This is a genomic window from Wolbachia endosymbiont of Nasonia oneida (assembly GCF_009012935.1).
In the GTDB taxonomy this organism is placed as follows: Bacteria; Pseudomonadota; Alphaproteobacteria; order Rickettsiales; family Anaplasmataceae; genus Wolbachia; species Wolbachia pipientis.
The window spans coordinates 143,000-164,156 of record NZ_QESS01000003.1 but is presented as its reverse complement, the minus strand read 5'-3'; the positions used below and the strand labels follow the sequence as shown (position 1 = coordinate 164,156).

Annotated in this window: 17 protein-coding genes, 1 tRNA gene and 1 pseudogene; 4 read left to right on the top strand and 15 right to left on the bottom strand. The window is 35.6% G+C overall.

Annotated features, from left to right (window positions below; genetic code table 11):
• Positions 1-287 precede the first annotated feature (287 nt).
• The gene (locus DEF52_RS02640; protein ID WP_138264918.1) at positions 288-473 is read right to left on the bottom strand and encodes a hypothetical protein; all 186 of its coding nucleotides are present in this window, start codon (positions 471-473) and stop codon (positions 288-290) included.
• A gap of 694 nt (positions 474-1,167) precedes the next feature.
• Here DEF52_RS02640 and gatB point away from each other — a divergent pair.
• A complete protein-coding gene (gene gatB, locus DEF52_RS02635; protein ID WP_151807778.1) occupies positions 1,168-2,592 on the top strand; it encodes an Asp-tRNA(Asn)/Glu-tRNA(Gln) amidotransferase subunit GatB in 1,425 nt (474 codons plus the stop codon).
• A gap of 132 nt (positions 2,593-2,724) precedes the next feature.
• Positions 2,725-4,500 carry a hypothetical protein gene (locus tag DEF52_RS02630; RefSeq protein ID WP_151807777.1) on the top strand — a complete coding sequence of 592 codons (1,776 nt, stop codon included), beginning with the start codon at positions 2,725-2,727 and terminating at the stop codon, positions 4,498-4,500.
• 25 nt (positions 4,501-4,525) lie between these two features.
• On the opposite strand, the gene DEF52_RS02625 is transcribed toward DEF52_RS02630, so the two are convergent.
• Positions 4,526-5,385, bottom strand: a protein-coding gene (locus DEF52_RS02625; protein WP_151807558.1) for an IS630 family transposase whose coding sequence is annotated in 2 segments (ribosomal slippage) — positions 4,526-5,061 and positions 5,061-5,385 — 861 coding nt in all. Because the reading frame shifts where the segments join, the coding sequence is not laid out codon by codon here.
• Positions 5,386-5,434: 49 nt separating this feature from the next.
• Between DEF52_RS02625 and DEF52_RS02620 the strand changes: the two genes are divergently transcribed.
• Positions 5,435-6,553: an ankyrin repeat domain-containing protein gene (locus DEF52_RS02620; RefSeq protein WP_151807776.1), complete on the top strand. Its 1,119-nt coding sequence runs from the start codon at positions 5,435-5,437 to the stop codon at positions 6,551-6,553.
• A gap of 91 nt (positions 6,554-6,644) precedes the next feature.
• Here the strand turns inward: DEF52_RS02620 and DEF52_RS02615 are convergent, their stop codons facing one another.
• The 6 genes and pseudogenes from DEF52_RS02615 to DEF52_RS02590 all read right to left on the bottom strand — a co-directional run bounded on the left by DEF52_RS02615 (position 6,645) and on the right by DEF52_RS02590 (position 11,075).
• Positions 6,645-7,064: a YqaA family protein gene (locus DEF52_RS02615; protein ID WP_151807775.1), complete on the bottom strand. Its 420-nt coding sequence runs from the start codon at positions 7,062-7,064 to the stop codon at positions 6,645-6,647.
• A gap of 6 nt (positions 7,065-7,070) precedes the next feature.
• Positions 7,071-8,444, bottom strand: coding sequence for a cysteine--tRNA ligase (cysS, locus tag DEF52_RS02610; protein WP_151807774.1), 1,374 nt, complete (start codon positions 8,442-8,444; stop codon positions 7,071-7,073).
• Positions 8,437-9,093 carry an exopolysaccharide biosynthesis protein gene (locus tag DEF52_RS02605; RefSeq protein ID WP_151807773.1) on the bottom strand — a complete coding sequence of 219 codons (657 nt, stop codon included), beginning with the start codon at positions 9,091-9,093 and terminating at the stop codon, positions 8,437-8,439. The genes cysS and DEF52_RS02605 overlap by 8 nt, the downstream gene beginning before the upstream one ends.
• A 90-nt stretch (positions 9,094-9,183) precedes the next feature.
• A pseudogene (locus tag DEF52_RS02600) lies at positions 9,184-9,839 on the bottom strand (exopolysaccharide biosynthesis protein).
• 166 nt (positions 9,840-10,005) lie between these two features.
• Complete coding sequence (tatA, locus tag DEF52_RS02595) at positions 10,006-10,173, bottom strand: twin-arginine translocase TatA (protein ID WP_151807772.1); 168 nt, start codon at positions 10,171-10,173, stop codon at positions 10,006-10,008.
• 128 nt (positions 10,174-10,301) lie between these two features.
• Positions 10,302-11,075, bottom strand: a complete 774-nt coding sequence (locus DEF52_RS02590) for an ABC transporter ATP-binding protein (protein WP_006280146.1) — start codon at positions 11,073-11,075, stop codon at positions 10,302-10,304.
• A gap of 147 nt (positions 11,076-11,222) precedes the next feature.
• Here DEF52_RS02590 and DEF52_RS02585 point away from each other — a divergent pair.
• Positions 11,223-11,299, top strand: a tRNA-Arg gene (locus tag DEF52_RS02585).
• A gap of 101 nt (positions 11,300-11,400) precedes the next feature.
• Here the strand turns inward: DEF52_RS02585 and uvrC are convergent.
• From uvrC to nuoG, 7 genes are all read right to left on the bottom strand, one after another.
• Positions 11,401-13,218 carry an excinuclease ABC subunit UvrC gene (gene uvrC, locus DEF52_RS02580; RefSeq protein ID WP_151807771.1) on the bottom strand — a complete coding sequence of 606 codons (1,818 nt, stop codon included), beginning with the start codon at positions 13,216-13,218 and terminating at the stop codon, positions 11,401-11,403.
• Positions 13,202-15,319, bottom strand: coding sequence for a glycine--tRNA ligase subunit beta (gene glyS / locus DEF52_RS02575; protein ID WP_151807770.1), 2,118 nt, complete (start codon positions 15,317-15,319; stop codon positions 13,202-13,204). Before glyS ends, uvrC begins: the two co-directional genes overlap by 17 nt.
• A gap of 3 nt (positions 15,320-15,322) precedes the next feature.
• Positions 15,323-16,162 carry a glycine--tRNA ligase subunit alpha gene (locus DEF52_RS02570; protein ID WP_151807769.1) on the bottom strand — a complete coding sequence of 280 codons (840 nt, stop codon included), beginning with the start codon at positions 16,160-16,162 and terminating at the stop codon, positions 15,323-15,325.
• Between the two features lie 44 nt (positions 16,163-16,206).
• Complete coding sequence (locus DEF52_RS02565) at positions 16,207-16,965, bottom strand: phosphatidylglycerophosphatase (RefSeq protein WP_151807768.1); 759 nt, start codon at positions 16,963-16,965, stop codon at positions 16,207-16,209.
• 146 nt (positions 16,966-17,111) lie between these two features.
• Positions 17,112-18,107 carry a porphobilinogen synthase gene (gene hemB / locus DEF52_RS02560; protein WP_151807767.1) on the bottom strand — a complete coding sequence of 332 codons (996 nt, stop codon included), beginning with the start codon at positions 18,105-18,107 and terminating at the stop codon, positions 17,112-17,114.
• Positions 18,100-19,125: an NADH-quinone oxidoreductase subunit NuoH gene (gene nuoH, locus DEF52_RS02555; protein WP_006280461.1), complete on the bottom strand. Its 1,026-nt coding sequence runs from the start codon at positions 19,123-19,125 to the stop codon at positions 18,100-18,102. The genes hemB and nuoH overlap by 8 nt, the downstream gene beginning before the upstream one ends.
• Positions 19,109-21,157 (bottom strand): NADH-quinone oxidoreductase subunit NuoG, encoded by a 2,049-nt coding sequence (gene nuoG, locus DEF52_RS02550; RefSeq protein ID WP_151807766.1) that lies wholly within the window; start codon positions 21,155-21,157, stop codon positions 19,109-19,111. The genes nuoH and nuoG overlap by 17 nt, the downstream gene beginning before the upstream one ends.

Here is a 21,157-nt window from a genome sequence, read left to right as displayed (position 1 = left end):
AAACTAAGTAGAAAAAAGGTATCATCTAAGTAGCTGACACTGGTTTCCATCCAAAAGGGCAGTGCCCCTATGATGTCATTCCAGTGCTTGACACTGGAATCCAGACTTTATAGCTCTTTTTACAATAATCCGAACAGACCGTAATATGCTACTGGCCTGCTATAGCCATAAACACATATCTTATCGCATTCGGACTATTATAAGAAAGGCTATAATTGTTATACTTGTAAATAAGTCTGGTGAGAATAGACGTTCATCTCAAAATGCAGTATTTTTGTTGAAATAGCTCAACTGGATTCCAGCGTCACGCGCTGGAATGACACCTTTGTGTTTGCATAGCTGTACGAACATTGTGATTTGAGAGCAATCTCCACAAGGGAGGATGTCATTCCAGTGCCCAGACACTGGAATCCAGGAAAAAGAATGGTGTCATCCAAGTAGCTGACACTGGGATCCAGAAGACTTAATTTCAACCAAATAATAAAGGCTGGATCCCAGTGCTTGGCACTGGAATGACAGCAATCCTACGTCATACCGCGATTCATTCGCGGTATCTCGGCCGCTAACAAGTAGCGGGATGACGGTTATCGTTTAGCTACAAACATTAAGAAATTTACCAAACGAAAAAAAAGGCAAAAGAAGCCCCGTGGTTGGCTAATTACTTACATTATACTTTCAAGTATGGCGTTTTTTTATTCTAAACACTTAATAACCGCGATTCAGTTGCTTTTAAACCGCAACTAATCTAAATTATAAACGTTAAGAAATTTACTAAACAGAAAAAAAGGCAAAAGAAACCCTAGGGTAGCTAGTTATTCACTATCCATTTTTTAAGTTGGCGTTTTTTTATGTTTTAAACGCTTTATAAGCGCGTTTCAGCTTATGTAGGTAGAAGTTTTATAAAGACATAAGGTGCACATAGTGCAAAAAATTAAACATGAGACGCCAGATACGTGAGTTTTTTTGTCATTTAATCTGTACAGAGAAGATAAATAAATAGCTTCAATTTTATGATAAGAGGGCTGGCGAAGCTTGTCAAGTAATCTTTTGCATTTAACCCGTTTCTATGGGTAAAACAATCTGCATACCACTTAGCTAACATGAGTTTTGTTTTGACTTTTTGTGCTAATTTTGCAGAATATTAAGATTATCATTTAAATAAAATACATGACGAAAGAGGATTGGGAAGCGGTAATTGGGCTTGAGGTACACGCTCAAGTTTCTTCTAATACGAAGCTATTTTCTAGCTCATCAACGGAATTTGGTGCTGAGCATAACACTCAAGTTTCTCTAGTTGATGCGGCAATGCCAGGTACGCTGCCAATACTAAATTATTACTGCATAGAGCAAGCAATACGCACTGGTCTTGCACTTTCTGCAGAAATTAATAAGTATTCTTACTTTGATCGGAAAAATTATTTTTATCCTGATTTACCACAAGGTTACCAGATAACTCAGTTTTTTGAGCCAATAGTTAAAAACGGTAGAGTATTTATCAACGACAATGAAAAAGAAATAAGAATTGCGAGAATTCATTTAGAGCAAGATGCAGGAAAGAGCGTTCATGAGGAAAGCAGAACTTATGTAGAGTTAAATCGTGCAGGGGTTGCTTTAATGGAAATTGTTTCAGAACCAGATCTCCGTTCATCTGCGGAAGCTGCAGAATGCATGAAAAGATTAAGGCAGATTTTGCGTTACATTGGTTCGTGTGATGGTGATATGGAAAAGGGATCACTTCGTTGTGATGCAAATGTTTCTGTCCGCCTAAAAGGCAGTAGTACATTTGGCACTCGTTGTGAGATAAAAAATCTGAACTCGATACGTTATATTGTGCAAGCTATAGACTATGAAATACAAAGACAAATTGAAATTTTAGAAAGTGGAGAAGAAATAAGTCAAGATACCTTATTGTTTGATGTTGCTTTGGGAAAAACAAAAGTGATGAGAAGCAAAGAGGATGCAAGCGACTATAGATACTTCCCTGAGCCTGATTTATTACCTGTTGAGGTAAGCCAGGAGAAAATTGATTTAATCCAATCATCTTTGCCCGAGTTGCCAGATCAAAAAAAGCTGCGATACATTGAGGAATTAGGTATCAATGAATACGATGCAAACGTCATTACTTCCGATAAGGCGATTGCTGATTACTTTGAGGAATTGATAAAAAAACATGATTCAAAGCTCGCGGTCACCTGGTTAACTGTAGAGCTTTTCGGTCGTTTAAATAAAGCAAATATTGATATTGTGAGCTCCCCAATCAAAGCAAATGCTTTGTCAGAACTCTTAGATTTTATCGTTGATGGAACAATCTCTGCTAAACTTGGTAAACAAGTTTTTGATATTATGTTTGAAACTGGAAAGCCTGCATCCCTTATTATAGAAGAGCAGGACCTAAAGCAAATAACCGATAAAGGTCAAATATCAGAAGTTATCGACAAAATCATCAATAACAACCAAGATAAAGTTCAAGAATACAAAAGCGGTAAAACAAAGTTATACGGATTCTTTGTCGGCGAAGTTATGAAACTTACCAAGGGAAAAGCCAGCCCTGATGTCGTGAATTCAATTTTGAGTGAAAGATTAAGTAATTAGTCACATTTTTTTATTTACATAACAGCACATCTCGTAGATATTCCAAGGTCTTTGTCATGATATCTGTATATCATGACATATAACTTTTTTACCATTTGTTGGTACTATTTTTAAAATTATGTGAGGTTGAGGATGCCTGAAACTTATCCTACTGGAGGGGCGAAAAACTTTATTCATGGTATTGACTATCAAAAATTGTGGCTAATGCTGTTTTTTAGACGTGCAGTGAATAGAAAGTACTTTTTCCGCTTAGCCACGGAAATGAGTTCAGCTGCAGGTTTTGACGATATTGTTTTCCGGTATGAGCAAAATGGGACAACAGTATGTATGCTTATACAAGTTAAACATAAACAAGATGGCAGCAAGAAGATCTGTGTAGGCGACTTATTGACAAAAAGTGGTGAACTTAACTTAGTAAAACATTTTGCTGCCTTTTTAGAAATTCAAGGTAATGAAGAATTCAAGGATAAAATAAAGGATTTTTTTATTGTTATAAATGTTGATTTTGACTATGAAAGTCTAGCAAGCAAGGGAATTACAGTCGAAAAAATAGAAACACAGGATGAGTTTCTGAATATAGGCGATAGTGCAAAATATAAGCTTAGAGACTTACGTAATAATATTGCTCAATACTTAAAGCAAAGGATGAGTGCTGAAGATAGGGAAGTAAGCGATGAAGAAATAAAAGGCTTTTTAAATGAGCTAGTGTTTGTAGTGAATTTGCCTAGTGATGTTGAGCTAGAAAAGTTAATCAGAAATGAGATAAATGATGACTTGGCCAGAAGGTTCAAATACTTTGGTGATAATGACTCCGTTCTCAATGCCCTTTCCACAATGATATCAAATTGGATGAAGGATAAAAGAGGGCGTTTTCTCACACCAGAAGAAGGAAAAGAATTTTTCCAAAAAGTGGAGCTATGGGCCAGCACTCTATGTGGGATAGAACGAGGGGTAAAGAAAGGGAATAAAGGAATTGATAAAATAGCAAAACAACAGCGTAAGGATAGTAAAACACTGAATGAAATACATGCAGCTGTAACAGCGCAAAATAACAAGCAGAGGCCCCATAAGAAACCTTATGGTCCTCGTGACAAAAAATCGAAAGCGAGAGAAGAAGGAGATATAGAAGAATTAGATGAATTTGATGAAATAGAAGCTTTAGAATTTGTTAAAAGGGCTTTGAATATAGAAAACAATTTACAGAATAAGGAAATAAAAAAGCTGGCACAGGAACTACAATATTCCCAATTGGCTTTAAAACTAGCGGTTACATATATTAGTGAAGAAAATATTGTATTTAGTCATAGGGGTAGAAAAAGGATTAGAGTTGGTGGCTATCTGAAAAAGTGTGAAAAGATAGCAGAGAAGCTACTTGACTTTAAGTCCGAATATAAAAGTGATCGTTATGCTAAGGCAACTTTCATAACTTGGAAAATTACAATTGATGCTATAGTGCAAAAAAAATTTGGGCCGGAAGCATTGAGCATTCTCGAGATAATGGCCTATTTTTCTCCTAATGAGATTTATATAGAAGAAATCTTTTCACAGCAAGTAGCTAATGATAAAGAAGCGTTGTGGAATGCTGTTGAGTTACTTAATCGATATTCAATGATTAAATTAAGGAAAGGAGTAGTAAATATTTACAGACTAGTGCAAAAGGTGACTAGATTAAAATTACAAGAGAAAGGCCGAGAAGAAGAGGTCTTAAGGAAAGCTCTAGAATTGATAAACAGTTATGATGTATTAATAGATAATTCTATTGTTGCATCTGTTTGGGGATATGTGAGTAAGTATGGTGAGTTAATTGACGAATTTTACTTTAATCCTATTTATGGTAGATGGAAATATACGCCGTTGCATTCACTTGCCGAAAGTGGCAGTTATGAGGCAGTTAGGTGCGTATTATAGCATTTCTCATAATAGTCCGAACAGGTCATAGGAAGGCAGAATCAACAGCACGACGAAAGGATTCGAATAGAGGAATGTTTTTCCTGGCTCTGTTTTTTATAGCAAACCAATGATGCTCAATTTTGTTGAAATCTGGAGAATAAGGCGGCAGATACAAAATTTCTGCACCAACCCCTTTAGCAAGCTCGATAATCTTATCAGACTTATGAAAAGTAGCATTGTCAAGAATGACAGTCTGTCCAGGTTCCAAGATCGGTGTCAAAAATTGCTCAAACCATCCATTAAAAACATCCATATTACAGTGGCCTTCAAAGGTTAACGGAACAACTATCTTTCTTTCACTTAAGGCTGCAACCATACTGATTCGTTGAGTTTTCTTTCCAGATTTTAAGGCATAAAACCGCTGTCCTTTCTGGCAATATCCGTAGGGGTAGTCTTCGGTGTTATCAATGCCAGACTCATCTATATACACTAAGTTTTTAGGTTCTTTTATCGCTATAATTTTCAAAAATTCAGCACGTTTTTCTTCGTTTCTTTCCTTGTATCCATATGTCTTTTTTTGCGCGTAAATCCAATTTTTTTAAGGGCTCGATAGATCGTTTGGATACTAACGTTGTTCCAAAGTTTAGCCATTTCCGATAGAGTCTTTCCTCCGTGTTCTCTGGCAAATTTGGCAAAGGTATCCCAGTCGGTAATTTTGTGATTGTAACCCCCATTTCCAAGTTTTTTTGATTGAAAGTCTCCTGTTTCTTTTCTTCTTTGCTGCCACTCCCATAAAGTAGTTCGTCCAATCTTAAATCTTGCTGCCACTGTTTCTCTGCTTTCTCCTTCGTCTAGCGCTTCCATTGCTTTTTTTCTTAAATCATAACTATATGCTGCTGGCATTCAACCTCCTTATCATCATCTACCCTTATCCTATCACATCCGGACTTTTATGGAAAGAGCTATAACACATATGGAAGAAAAACACCCAGATAAATTTAATTGTGTTGTTAATGCTAGGGATGGATCTGACAGCACTCCATTGTGTTCAGCTGTTGAGAGTGGAGGATTGGACATAGTGCAATATTTTATCAATAAGGGTGCAGACGTCAATGCTAAGAGCAGATATGGTATCACTCCGTTACATCAGGCTGTTTATGATGGAAGGGTTGATATAGTAGAATACCTTATAGGCAAAGGGGCGGACATTAACGCTAAAGATGAAAGTGGCTTCACTGCGTTACACTGGGCTACTATGATGTATAGGGTTGACGTGGCTAAGGTACTATTAAAACATAATGCAGATGTTAATGCTAAGGATAAAGATGGCGATACTTCGCTACATCTTGCTACTAAGATGGGTAGGGTTGCCGTAGCTAAGGTACTATTAGAACATAATGTAGATGTTAATGTTAAGAACGAACAAAATAGAATTTCGCTGCACTATGTTGCTAGAAGTGGAAGTATAGAAACGATAGAATGCCTCATTGAAAAAGGTGCCGATGTTAACGCTAAAGATGAAAATGGCAACACTCCGCTACACTTTGCTGCTATTATGGGAAATTTTGACACGGCTAGAGTGCTACTAAAACACAATGCAGATGTTGATACTAAGAATAATAGGGGAATGACAGCATTGCATTATGCCACTGATTTTGATCACCAAGAACTTGTGGAGTTACTTTCAGCTCGTGATACAAATTCTATTGACGATGGGATGTGTATGGTTGCTTTAGCTAAGACACTATTGAAACACACCACAAATGTTAGTGTTAAGAACGAATGCAATAAAACTCCACTGCACCATGCTGCTAAAATTGGAAGTGAAAAATTAACAAAATACTTCATTAAAGAAGGGGATGATGTTAACGCTAAAGATGAAAATGGCAACACTCCGCTACACTTTGCTGCTATTATGGGAAATTTTGACACGGCTAGAGTGCTACTAAAACGCAAAGCAGATGTTAATGCTAAGAATAATAGGGGAATGACAGCATTACATTATGCCACTGATTTTGATCATAGGGATCTTGTGGAATGGCTTTTAGCTCATGGTGCATCCATCCTGTGACTACTGAAATTTTGCATTTAATTTATAGCTCCGCTTCTATCAGGGCATAGGATGACAGAAGTGGGCTTTAATGGCTGTAGTACTATAGCTGTTATACTCCAAAAGTAAGTATTAGATATAACAAATAGAAGAAATTAGATAGAATGATTAAAGGGGCAAGGGTATAAAGGTTTAACTTAAAATAACCTGATAAAATTTGAATCACACTTCCAAGTGCTGGCACCCATGAAAGTAATGTAACTGCACAAATCAGTAGATTTTTTACGATTTTTGGTGTTTTATGCTCGTTCTCTAGTTTGTGGTATGATTTTCGTATAGAGATTGTTATTCTACCTAAATACCAGTTAACTATTCCACCAAGGCTTGATCCTAGTACTCCAAAAAATAACATAAGTAGTGGAGTGTAATACGACCTGAAATAAAGCATGGTATTGAACACAAAACCTTGATGTATGGGTAAGACTAATGATGATACTAGACTATCTGTGAATAACAGGAAGTAGTTTTCCATATGAGTTTACCAGGTTGTTGTACCATCTTCATTGTCAGAAATTGTAATCCCCATTTGTTTCAACTGGTCCCTTATTTTGTCTGCAGTATTATAATCTTTATTTTGTTTTGCTGCTCTTCTTAAATCTATCAATCTTTCTATTTCTTGATGACTCACACCAGCAGTAAACCACTCTTGATAACTTGACTCAAGAAGACCAATAAATCTGGCACTCTTAACAAAACTCTCAGTTAATTTAAGCTTTTCACTTTCATTACTCATTTTGTTAATTTTTGCAGCCATTTCATGTAATATAGCTAGAGCTTCAGGAATGTTTAAGTCGTTTTTTAAAGCGTCTATAAAATCTTTAGAAATCTCTGCGTTACTTTCATCAATATTTATTGTATCTAAACCACGTGATAGCCGATAAAATTTATTTAAGGTTTCCTGTGCGTCAGAAATAACGTTTTCTGTCCAATCAAGTGGTTTTCTGTAGTGAGTTTTGAGCAGTGCATAGCGTATTACTTCACCCTTTATTCCACTATCTAGCAAATCTCTTACTTTGACTATATTAAATAAGGACTTGCTCATTTTTTCTTCGTTTACTGTAAGAAAGCCGTTATGTATCCAGTATTTTGCAAACATTGATCCAGCAAATGCAGACTTACTCTGTGCAATTTCATTTTCATGGTGAGGAAATTGTAAATCTATGCCGCCACCATGAATATCAAAATCTTTGCCAAGATAAGCATATGACATTGCTGAGCATTCTATATGCCATCCAGGCCTGCCCTCTCCCCATGGGCTATCCCAATAACTTGAAAGTTTGTAGTCAATATCACTTGCAGGCTTCCACAGCACAAAATCTCCCGGGTGCTTTTTATTTTCATTAACTTCAACTCTGCTACCTGGAACCAATTCATCAGTTTTTTTTCCTGATAAAGCACCATATTCATGGTAAGATTCTATATTAAAATACACGTGTTTGTCAGATTCATAAGCGTGGCCTGATTGCAGCAAATGTTCAATTAATTTTATAATATAATCTACGTTTTCCGTTGCTTTTGGTTCGTATGTTGGTTTTTTACAATTTATGCTTTCCATATCATCATGAAAAGCTTTAATGTAATATGTGGTTATACTTTCTATGTTGCTATTTTTTTCACTTGCTGCATTAATTATCTTATCATCAATGTCGGTTATGTTACGCACATAGGTAACTTTGCCATAACAAAACTTAAGTAGCTGAAATAACACATCATACACAACAACAGACCGTGCATTGCCTATATGTGCTGTGTCATATACTGTTGGTCCGCAAACATACATTTTCACATGATCTTTATCGATAGGTGTAAAAAGCTCCTTTTTTTTTGTTAAGGTGTTGTAAAGCCTAACCATATACGAAGCTTTTGAGAAAAGAAAATGCCCCAATGATAAGTTGTGGCCCTTTGACTACTACAACAAGAGTAAGCAATAACCCACACAATGATATTAGAACTCCCAATATGGATAGAAACCCATCTTTACTCATGATACCAAGCGAAATAAGAGTCGTACCAATTGCAGGAATGAAGTTAGTAAGAGGTAGTGGAAGAGCTATTGATAACGCACAAAGCAGCATTATAAAAGCTAAAATTTTTTCACCGGGCCCATAGAAAATAAAAGACATTCTTGGTCTCATGAACTTTTCTATTTTTTTTAATGCTGGAGAAGTTTTCTCTACCACAAAAGCTAGTGTTGAACGCTGAAAAGACCTTCTTTCCAACCAATGCGGCATCCAAGGAGAATCAAATCCAAATAGAAGCTGCAGTGAGAATAAGATTAAAGGTATAGAAAGAATAGTTGTATAACCAGGTGGAACCGGTATAGGCACCGATAGCGGCAAGGAGAAGATGATTATTAAAATACCAAAACCACGCTCATGCAAAGCTGTTTTAATGTCAAACAAAGTTACTTTATTGCTATCATTGTTATTGGTATCTGCAACTTCTTTTAGAATATCAGAAGCTAATTTATCACTTTTAGTCAACTTATCATTTTTTGACACGAAAAACCTTTGATAAAAATAATTCTTAACACAATTATTGTTTTATTTCAATATGCATTATTCATTTTGCGCTAGTAATTCGTTCTTTTGTTAAAGTGTTGTAAAGCTTTTAAGAAGAGAAAGTGCTCCGGTTATAAGTTGTGGTCCTTTGACTATTACAACAAGAGTAAGCAACAACGCGCACAATGATACTAAAACTCCCAATATGGATAGAAACCCGTCTTTACTCATAATGCTAAGTGAAATAAGAGTTGTGCCAATTGCAGGAAGGAAGTGAGTAAAAGGTAATGGAAGAGCTATTATTATTGCACAAAGCAACATCATAAAAGCCAGAATCTTCTCACCAGGCCCATAGAAAATGAAAGACAGTCTTGGCTTCATGAATTTTTCTATTTTTTCTAATACAGGGGAAGTTTTCTCTACCACAAGAGCTAGTGTTGAACGCTGAAAAGATCTTCTTTCTAGCCAACTGGGCATCCAAGGAGAATCAAACCCAAATAGAAGCTGCAGTGAGAATAAGATTAAAGGTATAGAAAGAATAGTTGTATAACCAGGTGGAACCGGTATAGGCACCGATAGCGGCAAGGAGAAGATGATATTAAAATACCAAAACCGCGCTCATGCAAAGCTGTTTTAATGTCAAACAAAGTTACTTTATTGCTATCATTGTTATTGGTATCTGCAACCTCTTTTAGAATATCAGAAGCTAGTTTTTTATCTTTAGTTAGTTTCTCACTTTTTTGCACAATTATCCTTTAATAAAATATTCCTCTTAAGCTAACATAGTTGTTGCTGTATTTCAATATTTGTTATTTATTTCATACCAACACTTCATCTCTTTCATTCTTTAACCTGACTAAGTTTTTAAACAGATGACATGCACTAAGGTGCATGTCACGAAGTATGAGGACGCTAACGATCTGGTTCATTAGACGATAATTTTTCTGAGTCCTTAAGCTCCTGTTTAAAGTTTTTGATGCCTTTTCCTAAATCACCCATAACTTGCGGTAATCTGCCTGCACCAAACAGAACTAAAATTATTATTAAGACTAGAAACAATTGCCATGGTCCTAAACTCATTTTCACCTCCATTTAAAATATTGACCTTTAAATATTAAAACTTGACTGAAGTCAAGTAACACATAGATTATATCACCTTTATTTAATTATAAATCAAGGTTTTTTAATTATTTTATAACAATCCCAAACTAGATTATTTTCTTGCAGCGAATAAGTGGAAACTTTTCGCTTAACTGTAGAGTAGAAGAGAGCTCACTAAAAAACTTTGCTAGCGTATCATCTTTAGGCTTATGGTATATATCGCTAGAAACTCCTGATTGAATAATTTTACCATTTTTCATTACGTAGATAAAATCTGCAACTTTCAATGCTTCTTGCGGGTCATGAGTTACCATTAGCACAGGGATATTTTTACTTCTAAAAAGGGACAATATATGTTGTCTTATTCGGCACTTGAGCAGTATATCTAAATTAGAAAATGGTTCATCTAACAACACAACATCAGGGTTTTGTGCCATCACTCTTGCTATTGCAACTAATTGTTGCTGTCCTCCAGATAAGGCGTTAGGGTACATATTTTCATATTTTTCTATATTGAGTAACTTCAAGATTTCCAATGCAATTAGGTGCTTTTCTCTCTTGGAAGAGCTGCGGATAGCAAAGGTTATATTTTCTACTACTGTTTTATGAGGAAATAATGCAGAATGCTGAAAAATCAATCCGATATTTCTATGCTCTATAGCGACTGATGCCTTATTACTTGCAACTAACCTATCATTTATAAAAATAGTTCCAGATTTTGGATTTTCTATCCCCGCAATTAATTTCAAAATTGTTGACTTGCCACAGCCAGAATGCCCCAATAAACATGCAACATTTCCTTTCTTTACTTTAATGTTTATATTGCTTAAAGCAAAGTCGTTTTGATTGTTATAGAAATAACCAATATTGTTAACTAGCATTAATCTTACTTAAACCATGTTATTAAATATAATAGCATTATACTCAAGAAGTACAGAAATGTTTTTTGTCGTCATAAATTGGTTATGCAAGAAATCTAGAAAAGAAAGGATTTTTTGCTATAACTTTACATGAATGGTAGGAAACACGGGACTATAGCTCAGCAGGATAGAGCGTTGGACTCCTAATCCGAAGGTCGTGCGTTCGAATCGCACTAGTCCCACCACATTGCTTCACAAATTTTATGGAGATTTTTTTTCACAAATACGCACACCTTTTTTTGCGGTTTTAAGATATAAATTCCCTAATAATAAAACGGGTTTTGTGTCATTCCAGTACTCCTCTCTTATAATTTACGTGTTTAAGAATAACTTCTGCTAAACCTTTACTAATTCCAGGTATGTTTTGAATTTCAGCCAGAGAAGCTTTGCTTATATTTTTCACTGAACCAAAATAAGACATCAACGCTTTTTTTCTTTTGTTGCCAATGCCGGGTATTTTGCTTAATTGTGAAACTATAAACTGTTTATCGCGTTTTTTTCTATGTGAAGTTATCGCAAAACGGTGGGCTTCATTACGCAGCGATTGTAAGTAAAGCATGACTTTGCTGTCATTTGCCAGACTGAATTCTTCCCTGCCCAGCATATAAAATCTTTCATTTCCTGCGTTACGATCAGGACCTTTTGCCATACAAGCAAAAGGAACGTTTATATTCAATACTTCCAGTACATTCTGTACTATGGAAACATGTCCTGGTCCACCATCAATCAGTAAAAAATCAGGTATTATGCCTTTTATATTGCCGGAGAAACGTCTGGTTAGCACTTCCCTCATCATTTTATAGTCATCGCCTGAAAATTTTTCCTTTATAGTAAATTTTCTGTACTCACTTTTTAAAAAACCCTCCTGCCCTGCAACAACCATTACACCAATTTGTTGGTTTCCAAATATATGGCTATTGTCATAAACCTCAATACGCTTTGGAATATTTGGTAACAAGAAGATTTTGCTAAGCTCCTCAAGCTTTTCTAGGTTATTTCTATAATCGATAAGCTTCTGCTCTAAGCTATGCTGAGAGTTATCATAAACAAATTTCAATAAATCACGCTCTTTTTTATTCTTTGCATGCAGAACTTTTACTGGCTTTTGAGCAACCTTATATAGTGCTTGTTCTATAATTTCCTTATCCACAATAGAATCTGGAACGTAAATTTGTATTGGAGGTATGTTAGCTGAATTATAAAAATTGACCAAAAAGGTGGATAAAATTTCATCATTTGAGTGATCACCACAGTTCTCGGCAAAGTAAGGAGTGCTGCCGTAGTTGTCTTTATTTCTAAACGATAACACACTAATACATGCTAGATCCTCTTCACGTACAATACTGAAGAAATCTGCATCTTTTTCAAAAGAAAAATCCGTGTGCTGTATTTGAATTTGCTCAAGAAACTTTACCCGATCTCTATATATAGCAGCAAGCTCATAGTTTTCTTCACTGCTGCACTTTCTCATTGTGAAAAGTAACTGTTCTTTCACTTCCTTATTTCTTCCAAGCAATGTATTTCGTGCCTGTTTTACTGATTGGCAGTAGTCGTCTTTTGTGATTTTATCTACGCATGGTGCTGAGCAGCGCTTAATTTGATATTCAATACATGGTCTTTTTGTTGAGGAAAAGTATTGATCTGAACATACTCTTAGGAGAAAAGCTTTTTGCAATGACAATATAGTTTGCTTAACAGCAGCGGCAGATGTAAAGGGACCATAATAATGAAACTCATTCTTCTTAAATTTGCCTCTATATTTTGCTATTCTTGGATAATCGTGCTTGGAAATTGTTATATAAGGATAAAATTTTCCATCCTTGAGCATAATATTATAAAGTGGTTTCAATGATTTTATTAGCTGTGCTTCAAGAAGCAGTGCTTCGATTTCATTCTCAGTGATGAATATTTCAACCTTAATAACCTGTAAGAGCATAACTCTAATTCGTTCAGAAAGATTTTCGAATTGAAGGTAGTCGGATAACCTTGACTTTAAGTTTTTTGCTTTTCCAACATATAAAACTTTATTCTTATCTCCGACCATCTTATACACGCCACAGGACTGTGGAGATGATTTGATTTGTTCTTTATATTGCCTGAGCATTTATCCATTGCTTAACCTGTATGAGGTTAAAATCTGCTACTAAATGAAAGATGGAAACTACATTTTCAAGCAAAGATAATCTGTTTCTTCTCAGCTTATCAGAATCACAGTTAATCTTTACACTGTCCATAAACTGATTGATAAACGGAGCAAAACCAGCAAGTTCATCAAGTGCTGCATTAAAGTGGTTATTTTTTATCGCTTGTTTTATGTTTTTACAAGCAGTTATAGCACAATTTGATAGCGCAATTTCTTCACTTTCAATCAAAAACCTCTTACCGTAAGATGCACTATAAGTAGTGCCATCACTTTTCCTTGCTTTGCTCATCATGTTACTGACTCTTTTGTAAGTGCTTAGAATTTGTTCACCTTCTGGAGTACTAAGATAACGATCCAATATAACAGTTTGCTTTTCTGCTGTCAGCAGATCATTAATATCGATTTTATATAGTATTGAATCTACAACATCTTGCCTTATATCTCTATTTTTTAAAATAACCTTGAATCTTTCTAAGCAAAATCTAAATACTAGTTCTGAAATTTGTTTTCTATTCGGCTTATCAACTGACGCTGTATTTTTATTAAATAGAAGCCTTGAATATAAAGATACTGACTTGTCTATCATTAGCCTAATTGGAACATGCAAATTATTTTCAAGTATTGTCCTAATTATACCAATTGTCATTCTCCGCAAACCAAATTGATCATACGAACCAGAGATTTTCTCACCTGCTGCAATTAAACCAACTAAGCTATCCACTTTGTCTGCAATTGACACAGCAATTGCAGAAGGAGATTTAGGACACTCCTGCTCTGGCCCGATTGGCTTATAATGCTCAGTTATAGCTTCCACTATTTCTCTATCTTCTTGAAAATAAGAAGCATAATATCCACCCATTACTCCTTGTAATTCTGGAAACTCTCTTACTATCGATGTTGCCAAATCAGCTTTTGCCAAATATGCAGCACGTTCAACTTTTATCAGCGAAGCATGTGGAATAAATATAGCTATATACTTTGACAGAGCCGTAATACGCTTCACCTTTTCCCCCACGCTGCCAAGTGAAGCATGAAATAATATTGAACCTAATCTTTTGACATAATAATCTAGATTTTCCTTTTTATCTTGAGATATTAAAAATTGGGCATCAGCAAGACGTGCTTCTAATATTCTTTCGTGTCCTTTAACAACTTCACCATTGTTGACGTTGACAACAGTGACAAAGTGTGAAATTCTCTTTCCATTACTTAAAGCAAGGTATTTTTGTTGTGTATTAACTATACTAAGTATTACTTCCTTCGGTAATCCAAATGACTTTTCTTGATTCACTTCACCAAACAGTACGATTGGCCACTCTATAAGCCCTGTCAATTCATTTAGTAAATAATCATTTTTCTCAAGTTGTAAATTCTGCTCTTTTGTGAATTTATTAATCTGATCTAGTATAAATTGCTTTCTTTTGTCCATTTGAAGAATTACACTGTTTTTTTCTAGCAATTCAAAATAGTCTTTAGGTGTTTTAACAGTAAGCGCCGTACCACTTGAGAGAAATCGATGGCCATATGTTGTGTTAGATGCTGTAATCCCTGCAAAAGATACAGGTATTATTTCATCATTTAAAATGCATAAAATGTTTTTAATTGGCCTAACCCACCTTTCTTTTCCTTTGCCCCATCTCATACTTTTTGGCCAAGAGAAATTTTTTAATATTTCTCCTAGTTGATTTTTAAGAAACTCTTGAATGTTAAATGAGCAGCTTTCTCTTTTAATGAAGTAAAAATCCTCATTATTTACTTTTCGAACGAGCAAATCTTCTTCATTTTTCTGATATTTTCTTAAAAAACCTTCGATAGCACTTTTTGGTGCGTTAATGTTTGGTCCCTTAACTTCGTTATTGGAATCCTTTAGCTCCAAAGCATTTATGTTGTCGACAAATAGGGTAATGCGACGTGCCGTTATAAAAACCTCCATTGATGTAAATTTTACATTATTTTTGTTAAAAACATTGGCAATACAGCTCTTAACTTGAGTTGCAGCTACATTCTGCATTCTCGGTGGTATTTCTTCTGAAAGGCACTCAAATAATAACTGCAACGACATACGCTATTTACTCATGTACAATTCACAACATTTTTTTGTCAGCTCTCTAACTCTACCAATATAAGCTGTACGTTCATTCACACCAAGCACACCTCTTGCATCAAGCAGATTAAGTAGGTGACTAGTTTTAATACATTGGTCATAGGCTGCCATTGGTAGCTCCTTTTCAATAAGGAACTTACACAATTTTTCCGTATCTTCGAATTGCTGCTGTACCACTTTAGTATCATAATAATCTAACGCTAGATAAGAAAATTCATATTCTCTTTGTTTAAAAATATCTCCGTAAGTTACACCGTTATCGTTCCAAATTATATCGTAAACATTATCTACACCTTGTATGCACATTGCTAAACGTTCCAACCCATATGCCGCCTCACCAGGAATCATCTTGCAGTCAATCCCTCCAACTTGCTGTATATAAGTAAGCTGTGTTACTTCCATTCCATTGCATGTAACTTCCCATCCAAGTCCTGATGCACCAACACTTGGATTTTCCCAATCATCTTCAACAAACTTAATATCATATTTTTCTGTAGATATGCCAAGAACTTTTAAGCTATCTAAATAGACGTCTTGTAAATTATTACCAGATGGCTTTATTATAACTTGATATTGGTGATGTTGATACAAACGATTAGGATTATCACTATAGCGCCCATCTGCTGGCCTAATTACTGGTTGTAGATATGCAATTTTTGTCGGTTTTGTATCAATTACAGACATAATTGTTGCGGGATGTAATGTGCCAGCACCAACTTCAGATGTGTATGAGTGAAGTATAACACATCCTTCACTAGCCCAAAAATCTTGTAACTCTTTTATTATACTTTGTAAGTTCACACAAATTGTACACTTTTTATACTAAATATATAAATAAATAAGTACTATTCAATACCTATTTTTTTAACAGTATCATGTAAATAATCACCTAAAACTGCTAAACTTTCCCTCACATACTGAATTATGCTTTTATTTAGGACAATTGCATCATGCATAGTTAAATCGCAGAATATAAATGCTGTTAAATACAGTAAAATCACCGCATAAAATGTGTGAAAAATCCCCTCAAATGTAATTGACATTGCATTATTATAGCTGAGCTGTATTGAACTTATTGGCCATGGTTTTATCACTTCTACGACATTAAAAAATACGTAAGGTATCATAAGAAAAAAGAAAAAGTGCATAAAATCATTAAACCAAAATGGGCATTGAAACATCTGCTTACATATACTCCCATAGAGTTTACTTACAGCATAATAAATCGACATCATTGCTGGCATTGAAAGTGCTACAGTCAGTACTTGCCCTGACGCTATTTGTATTACTATTTCTTCACCACTGTTTGCTGAAGGGTCTTGAGCATGAAAAATAAATATTCCAATTAATTGCATTACTAACATAACTATTGCCAATTTTGTAAAAACAGCAGCTACAACTATTCCTGAGTCTGGCATTTTATATAGTAAGTATTCGCCTCCATATGTAAGAATTAATATAACATCGACAATAAATAATATTAAAAAAGAAGACCAATAGTTCTGCCAACTTGGTAAATATCCTATTCCTAAAAGAGAGCTTACTGTTTTGGCAGGAAAAACCTTACCTAGCATCTTTCCCAAAAATTTAAAAAAAATCCCCATGTTCTAAGTAACACTTGGTTTATATTATTTATAATACTGTATTGTAACGGACTTATCAACAACTTAAAACATGTATTGGAAAACTTTAAGTAATATGCAGCAACAGTAGAAGAACGTGCGCCAAAAATTTAATAATTTTATAGGGCTTATGCACTTAAATTTTTTGCAATATCAAGTGCAGCGTAAGTGAATATTGCACTTGCACCCGCACGTTTGAAACCAATCAAAGATTCATAAATCACCTTGTCATAATCTAGCCAGCCATTATTTGCAGCAGCTTTTATCATTGCGTACTCACCGCTTACTTGGTAAGCAAAAATCGGAAAATTAAACTTATCACTTGCTGTTTTGATAATATCCAAATATGGCATACCCGGTTTAACCATAATAAAATCTGCACCTTCATTTATATCCATTTCAATTTCGCACATTGCTTCGCGCGCATTTTTATAATCCATTTGATAACCACTTTTGTCTATAGAATGTGATAGCCCACATGAACCAACGACTTGCCTGAATGGAGCATAGAAGCTAGAGCAGTATTTCACTGCATAAGATAATATTAATACGTCTTGAAAGTTGTTATCATCTAATGATTTTCTGATTCTTCCTATTCTACCATCCATCATATCAGAAGGAGCAACTATATCACATCCTGCTTTCGCTAAAGCAAACGCTTGCTTACACAGCACTGATATAGTTTCATCGTTTTCTACATCCATCTGATTATCTTTTAAAATGCCGTCATGGCCGTGAATAGTGTATGGATCCAATGCAACGTCTGCAATAATACCAATTTCAGGTACCTTTAATTTTACAGCACAAATTGCTCTGCAGATTAAGTTGTCAGAATTATATGCTTCCTCAGCGTTTTCAGATTTTAGTTTACTATCAACTACAGGAAAAATTGCAACAGCATTAATCCCTAAATCTTTAGCTTCCTTAACTATAGACACTAATCCATCTATTGAATAACACTTTACGCCTGGTAAGCCAGAAATTGGTTCAGTTGTTTCTTCTCTGTCATGAACAAACAGAGGAAGAACCAGATCATTTACTGATAAACTATTTTCACTTGTTAAATTGCGAACCCATTTGCTCGAGCGCCTGCGTCTTAATCTTGTATTTGGGAAATTAAACATTGGATCCAGGCAAATTCCCAGTAAAGAGCAACACCCCTGAAATGAGTATCACCCAAAACACTGATATTGGTAAAAATACTTTCCAACCAAGGCGCATTAGCTGATCATATCGATAACGAGGTATTGTTGCTCTAATCCAAATAAATACGAATAAAAGTATAATTATCTTCAAAACGAACCAAATTAAACCTGGAATTTTATAAAGCAAACCAAGTTCTAACGGAGGATACCATCCCCCCAGAAAGAATATTGTCATCATAGCACTTGCTAAAATCATATTTGCATATTCTCCAAGAAAAAAGAGGGCAAAAGGCATGGATGAATATTCAACGTTATATCCAGAGACAAGCTCTGCTTCAGCTTCTGGTAAATCAAATGGGTGACGATTAGTTTCTGCAAGCAAAGAAATAAAAAATATTATTCCTATAGGCATTAGTAGTAAATCAACCCAAAATGGCATATTGTGTTTCGCTACCACCATCTCTCCAAGATTTAATGTTCCAGTGGTAATAACGACTGTAGCAACTATTAAGCCTATTGAAACTTCATACGAAATCATCTGAGCAGCCGACCGTATAGCGCCAAGAAATGCATAATTAGAATTGCTTGACCAGCCTGCAATAATCACGCCGTATACTCCCAGCGACGATATAGCTAGCACATAAAGCACTCCAACATTAATATTTGCTATAACCTTAGGAATAACTACTTGCTGGCCATTTTCTACAATTACTTCAGCACCAAACGGTATAACTGCCCAGGCAATTAATGCCAAGATAAAGGTAAGCATTGGAGCCATAATGAACAGTATGGTGCTCGCTCTAAATGGTATTATCGGCTCTTTAATCAGGAGCTTAATAGCATCTGCAAATGGCTGCAATAGCCCAAAAGGTCCAACTACACTTGGGCCGTGCCTCAGTTGAATTGCAGCAAGGACCTTACGCTCAAAGTATGTCAAATATGCAACTGAAAGTAGTAGCGGTACTAAAATAAATAAAATATTAACTAGCGTGTTCATAAAAAGCTTTAGTACAATCTGCCATTATTTTTGAAGCGCGACTTATTGAATCCGTCATATAAAAATTACACTCCTTTAAAGTAAAAGGTGTATTACTTAAATTTATTTTACCATTGCTAATTGGCACCCATGTGTTTTTTATCACTTGATCAGCATTTCTAAACTGTGGACCGATAGTATCTAATTTTTTTCTCACGTCAAATAAACTATTATATGGTAAGGAGAGATCCAAATATTGCGAGAGATTTTTAATAATTAACCAGTCCTCCTTTGCTTCACCTGGAGGAAATACAGCTAAATTTGTTCTTTGCACTCGACCTTCAGTGTTTACATAAGTTGCATATTTTTCTGTATATGCAGCACCAGGCAAGATAACATCTGCCACATGTGCACCCTTATCACCGTGATGACCTTGATAAATTACAAATGTGTTTTCTAACTTTGATGTGTCAATTTCATCTGCACCAAGAAGATAAACAACTTCTATTTCACCACTTTCTGCATGTTCCAATATTTGATTAATATCCCTTTCGCCTTTTTTAGGAACAAACCCAATATCTAGCCCACCAACTCTTGCTGCAGCTTTATGCAGCACATTAAAGCCATTCCAGTCATCTCTGACCATGTTAAATTCTTCTGCAATTTTGCCAGCTAGAATTAGAATTGATTCAGAATCGTCTCTTACTAATGCATCTTGACCGATAATCAGCATAGGGCTCTGAGCAGCACTCAGCAGCTTACAGAACTTATGATTTCCATTTGCTATTTCACTCAAAATATCAGGATTATCGCCCAATTTCTCAACATGATACAAATATTCAATGTTAGGACCAACACTTGCAACAGGAAAGTTGCCCTGTAAATATCTCTTTCTCAATCTTACGTTAATGATTGGTGCTTCTATCCTTGGGTTTGTATTTATAAGCAGACACAAATCCGCATTCTCTATACCTTCAATAGTGGTATTGAACACATACGATCCACGATTATTTGGTATAAGTTTTGCACCATCCTGCCTGCAATCTATATTTCCCGAGCCGAGCTTCTGCATCATTTCTTTAAGTAGAAGCATAGACTCACAATCTGCTAAATCACCTGCAATTGCAGCTATTTTATTTGATTTTGTATTCTTTAATTTCTTTGCAGCAACAGTTAATGCCTCATTCCAATCAACTGGGGATAATTTACCATCTTTTTTTATATAAGGTCGATCAAGACGCTGAACTTTTAGTCCATCATAGGCAAAGCGGGTTTTATCTGATATCCATTCTTCATTTATTTCTTCGCTCAGCCTTGGCAATATTCGCATAACTTCCGGGCCACGATAATCAACTCTAATACTACTTCCCACAGCATCTAGTACATCTATAGTCTCACAATGTGATAGCTCCCATGGACGCGCTGTAAAGGAGTAAGGCTTTGAAGTTAAAGCCCCTACCGGGCAGAGATCTATGATATTTCCAGATAATTCAGAACTAATATGCCTTTTTATGTAAGTGCTAATCTCTACATTTTCTCCCCTTCCGATTCCTCCAAGTTCATTTGTACCTGCAACATCAGACAAAAATCTAACACACCGAGTGCAATGAATGCATCGATTCATCGCAGTCTCAATCAGTGGTCCGAAGTGTTTTTTTGGCACAGCCCTCTTATGCTCATCAAGTCTGCTGGTTCCTTTCCCATAAGCCATCGTGATATCTTGCAAATCGCATTCACCACCTTGATCGCAAATTGGGCAATCAAGCGGGTGGTTAATTAGCAAAAACTCAAGCACACCTTCACGTGCTTTTTTAACCTTAGGGGTATCAGTGTGAATAACCATCCCTTCTGCAACTGGCATTGCACAAGAGGCTACTGGTTTTGGAGGTCCACCCTCCACTTCAACCAAACACATTCTGCAATTACCAGCAATTGCTAAACGCTCATGATAACAAAAACGTGGAATTTCAACGCCCACGACTTCACAAGCTTGAATTATAGTGAGCCCATGCTCTACTTCACATTCCTTAGAATTAATAGTAACTTTAACCAC

Excerpts from the sequence above, each read along its gene's own strand:
- nuoH (WP_006280461.1), bottom strand. The coding sequence starts at position 19,125 with ATGAACACGCTAGTTAATATTTTATTTATTTTAGTACCGCTACTACTT.
- glyS (WP_151807770.1), bottom strand. The coding sequence starts at position 15,319 with ATGTCGTTGCAGTTATTATTTGAGTGCCTTTCAGAAGAAATACCACCG.
- hemB (WP_151807767.1), bottom strand. The coding sequence starts at position 18,107 with ATGTTTAATTTCCCAAATACAAGATTAAGACGCAGGCGCTCGAGCAAA.
- tatA (WP_151807772.1), bottom strand. The coding sequence starts at position 10,173 with ATGAGTTTAGGACCATGGCAATTGTTTCTAGTCTTAATAATAATTTTA.
- DEF52_RS02590 (WP_006280146.1), bottom strand. The coding sequence starts at position 11,075 with ATGCTAGTTAACAATATTGGTTATTTCTATAACAATCAAAACGACTTT.
- DEF52_RS02630 (WP_151807777.1), top strand. The coding sequence starts at position 2,725 with ATGCCTGAAACTTATCCTACTGGAGGGGCGAAAAACTTTATTCATGGT.
- DEF52_RS02565 (WP_151807768.1), bottom strand. The coding sequence starts at position 16,965 with ATGGGGATTTTTTTTAAATTTTTGGGAAAGATGCTAGGTAAGGTTTTT.
- DEF52_RS02620 (WP_151807776.1), top strand. The coding sequence starts at position 5,435 with ATGGAAAGAGCTATAACACATATGGAAGAAAAACACCCAGATAAATTT.
- uvrC (WP_151807771.1), bottom strand. The coding sequence starts at position 13,218 with ATGCTCAGGCAATATAAAGAACAAATCAAATCATCTCCACAGTCCTGT.
- cysS (WP_151807774.1), bottom strand. The coding sequence starts at position 8,444 with ATGGTTAGGCTTTACAACACCTTAACAAAAAAAAAGGAGCTTTTTACA.
- gatB (WP_151807778.1), top strand. The coding sequence starts at position 1,168 with ATGACGAAAGAGGATTGGGAAGCGGTAATTGGGCTTGAGGTACACGCT.
- DEF52_RS02615 (WP_151807775.1), bottom strand. The coding sequence starts at position 7,064 with ATGGAAAACTACTTCCTGTTATTCACAGATAGTCTAGTATCATCATTA.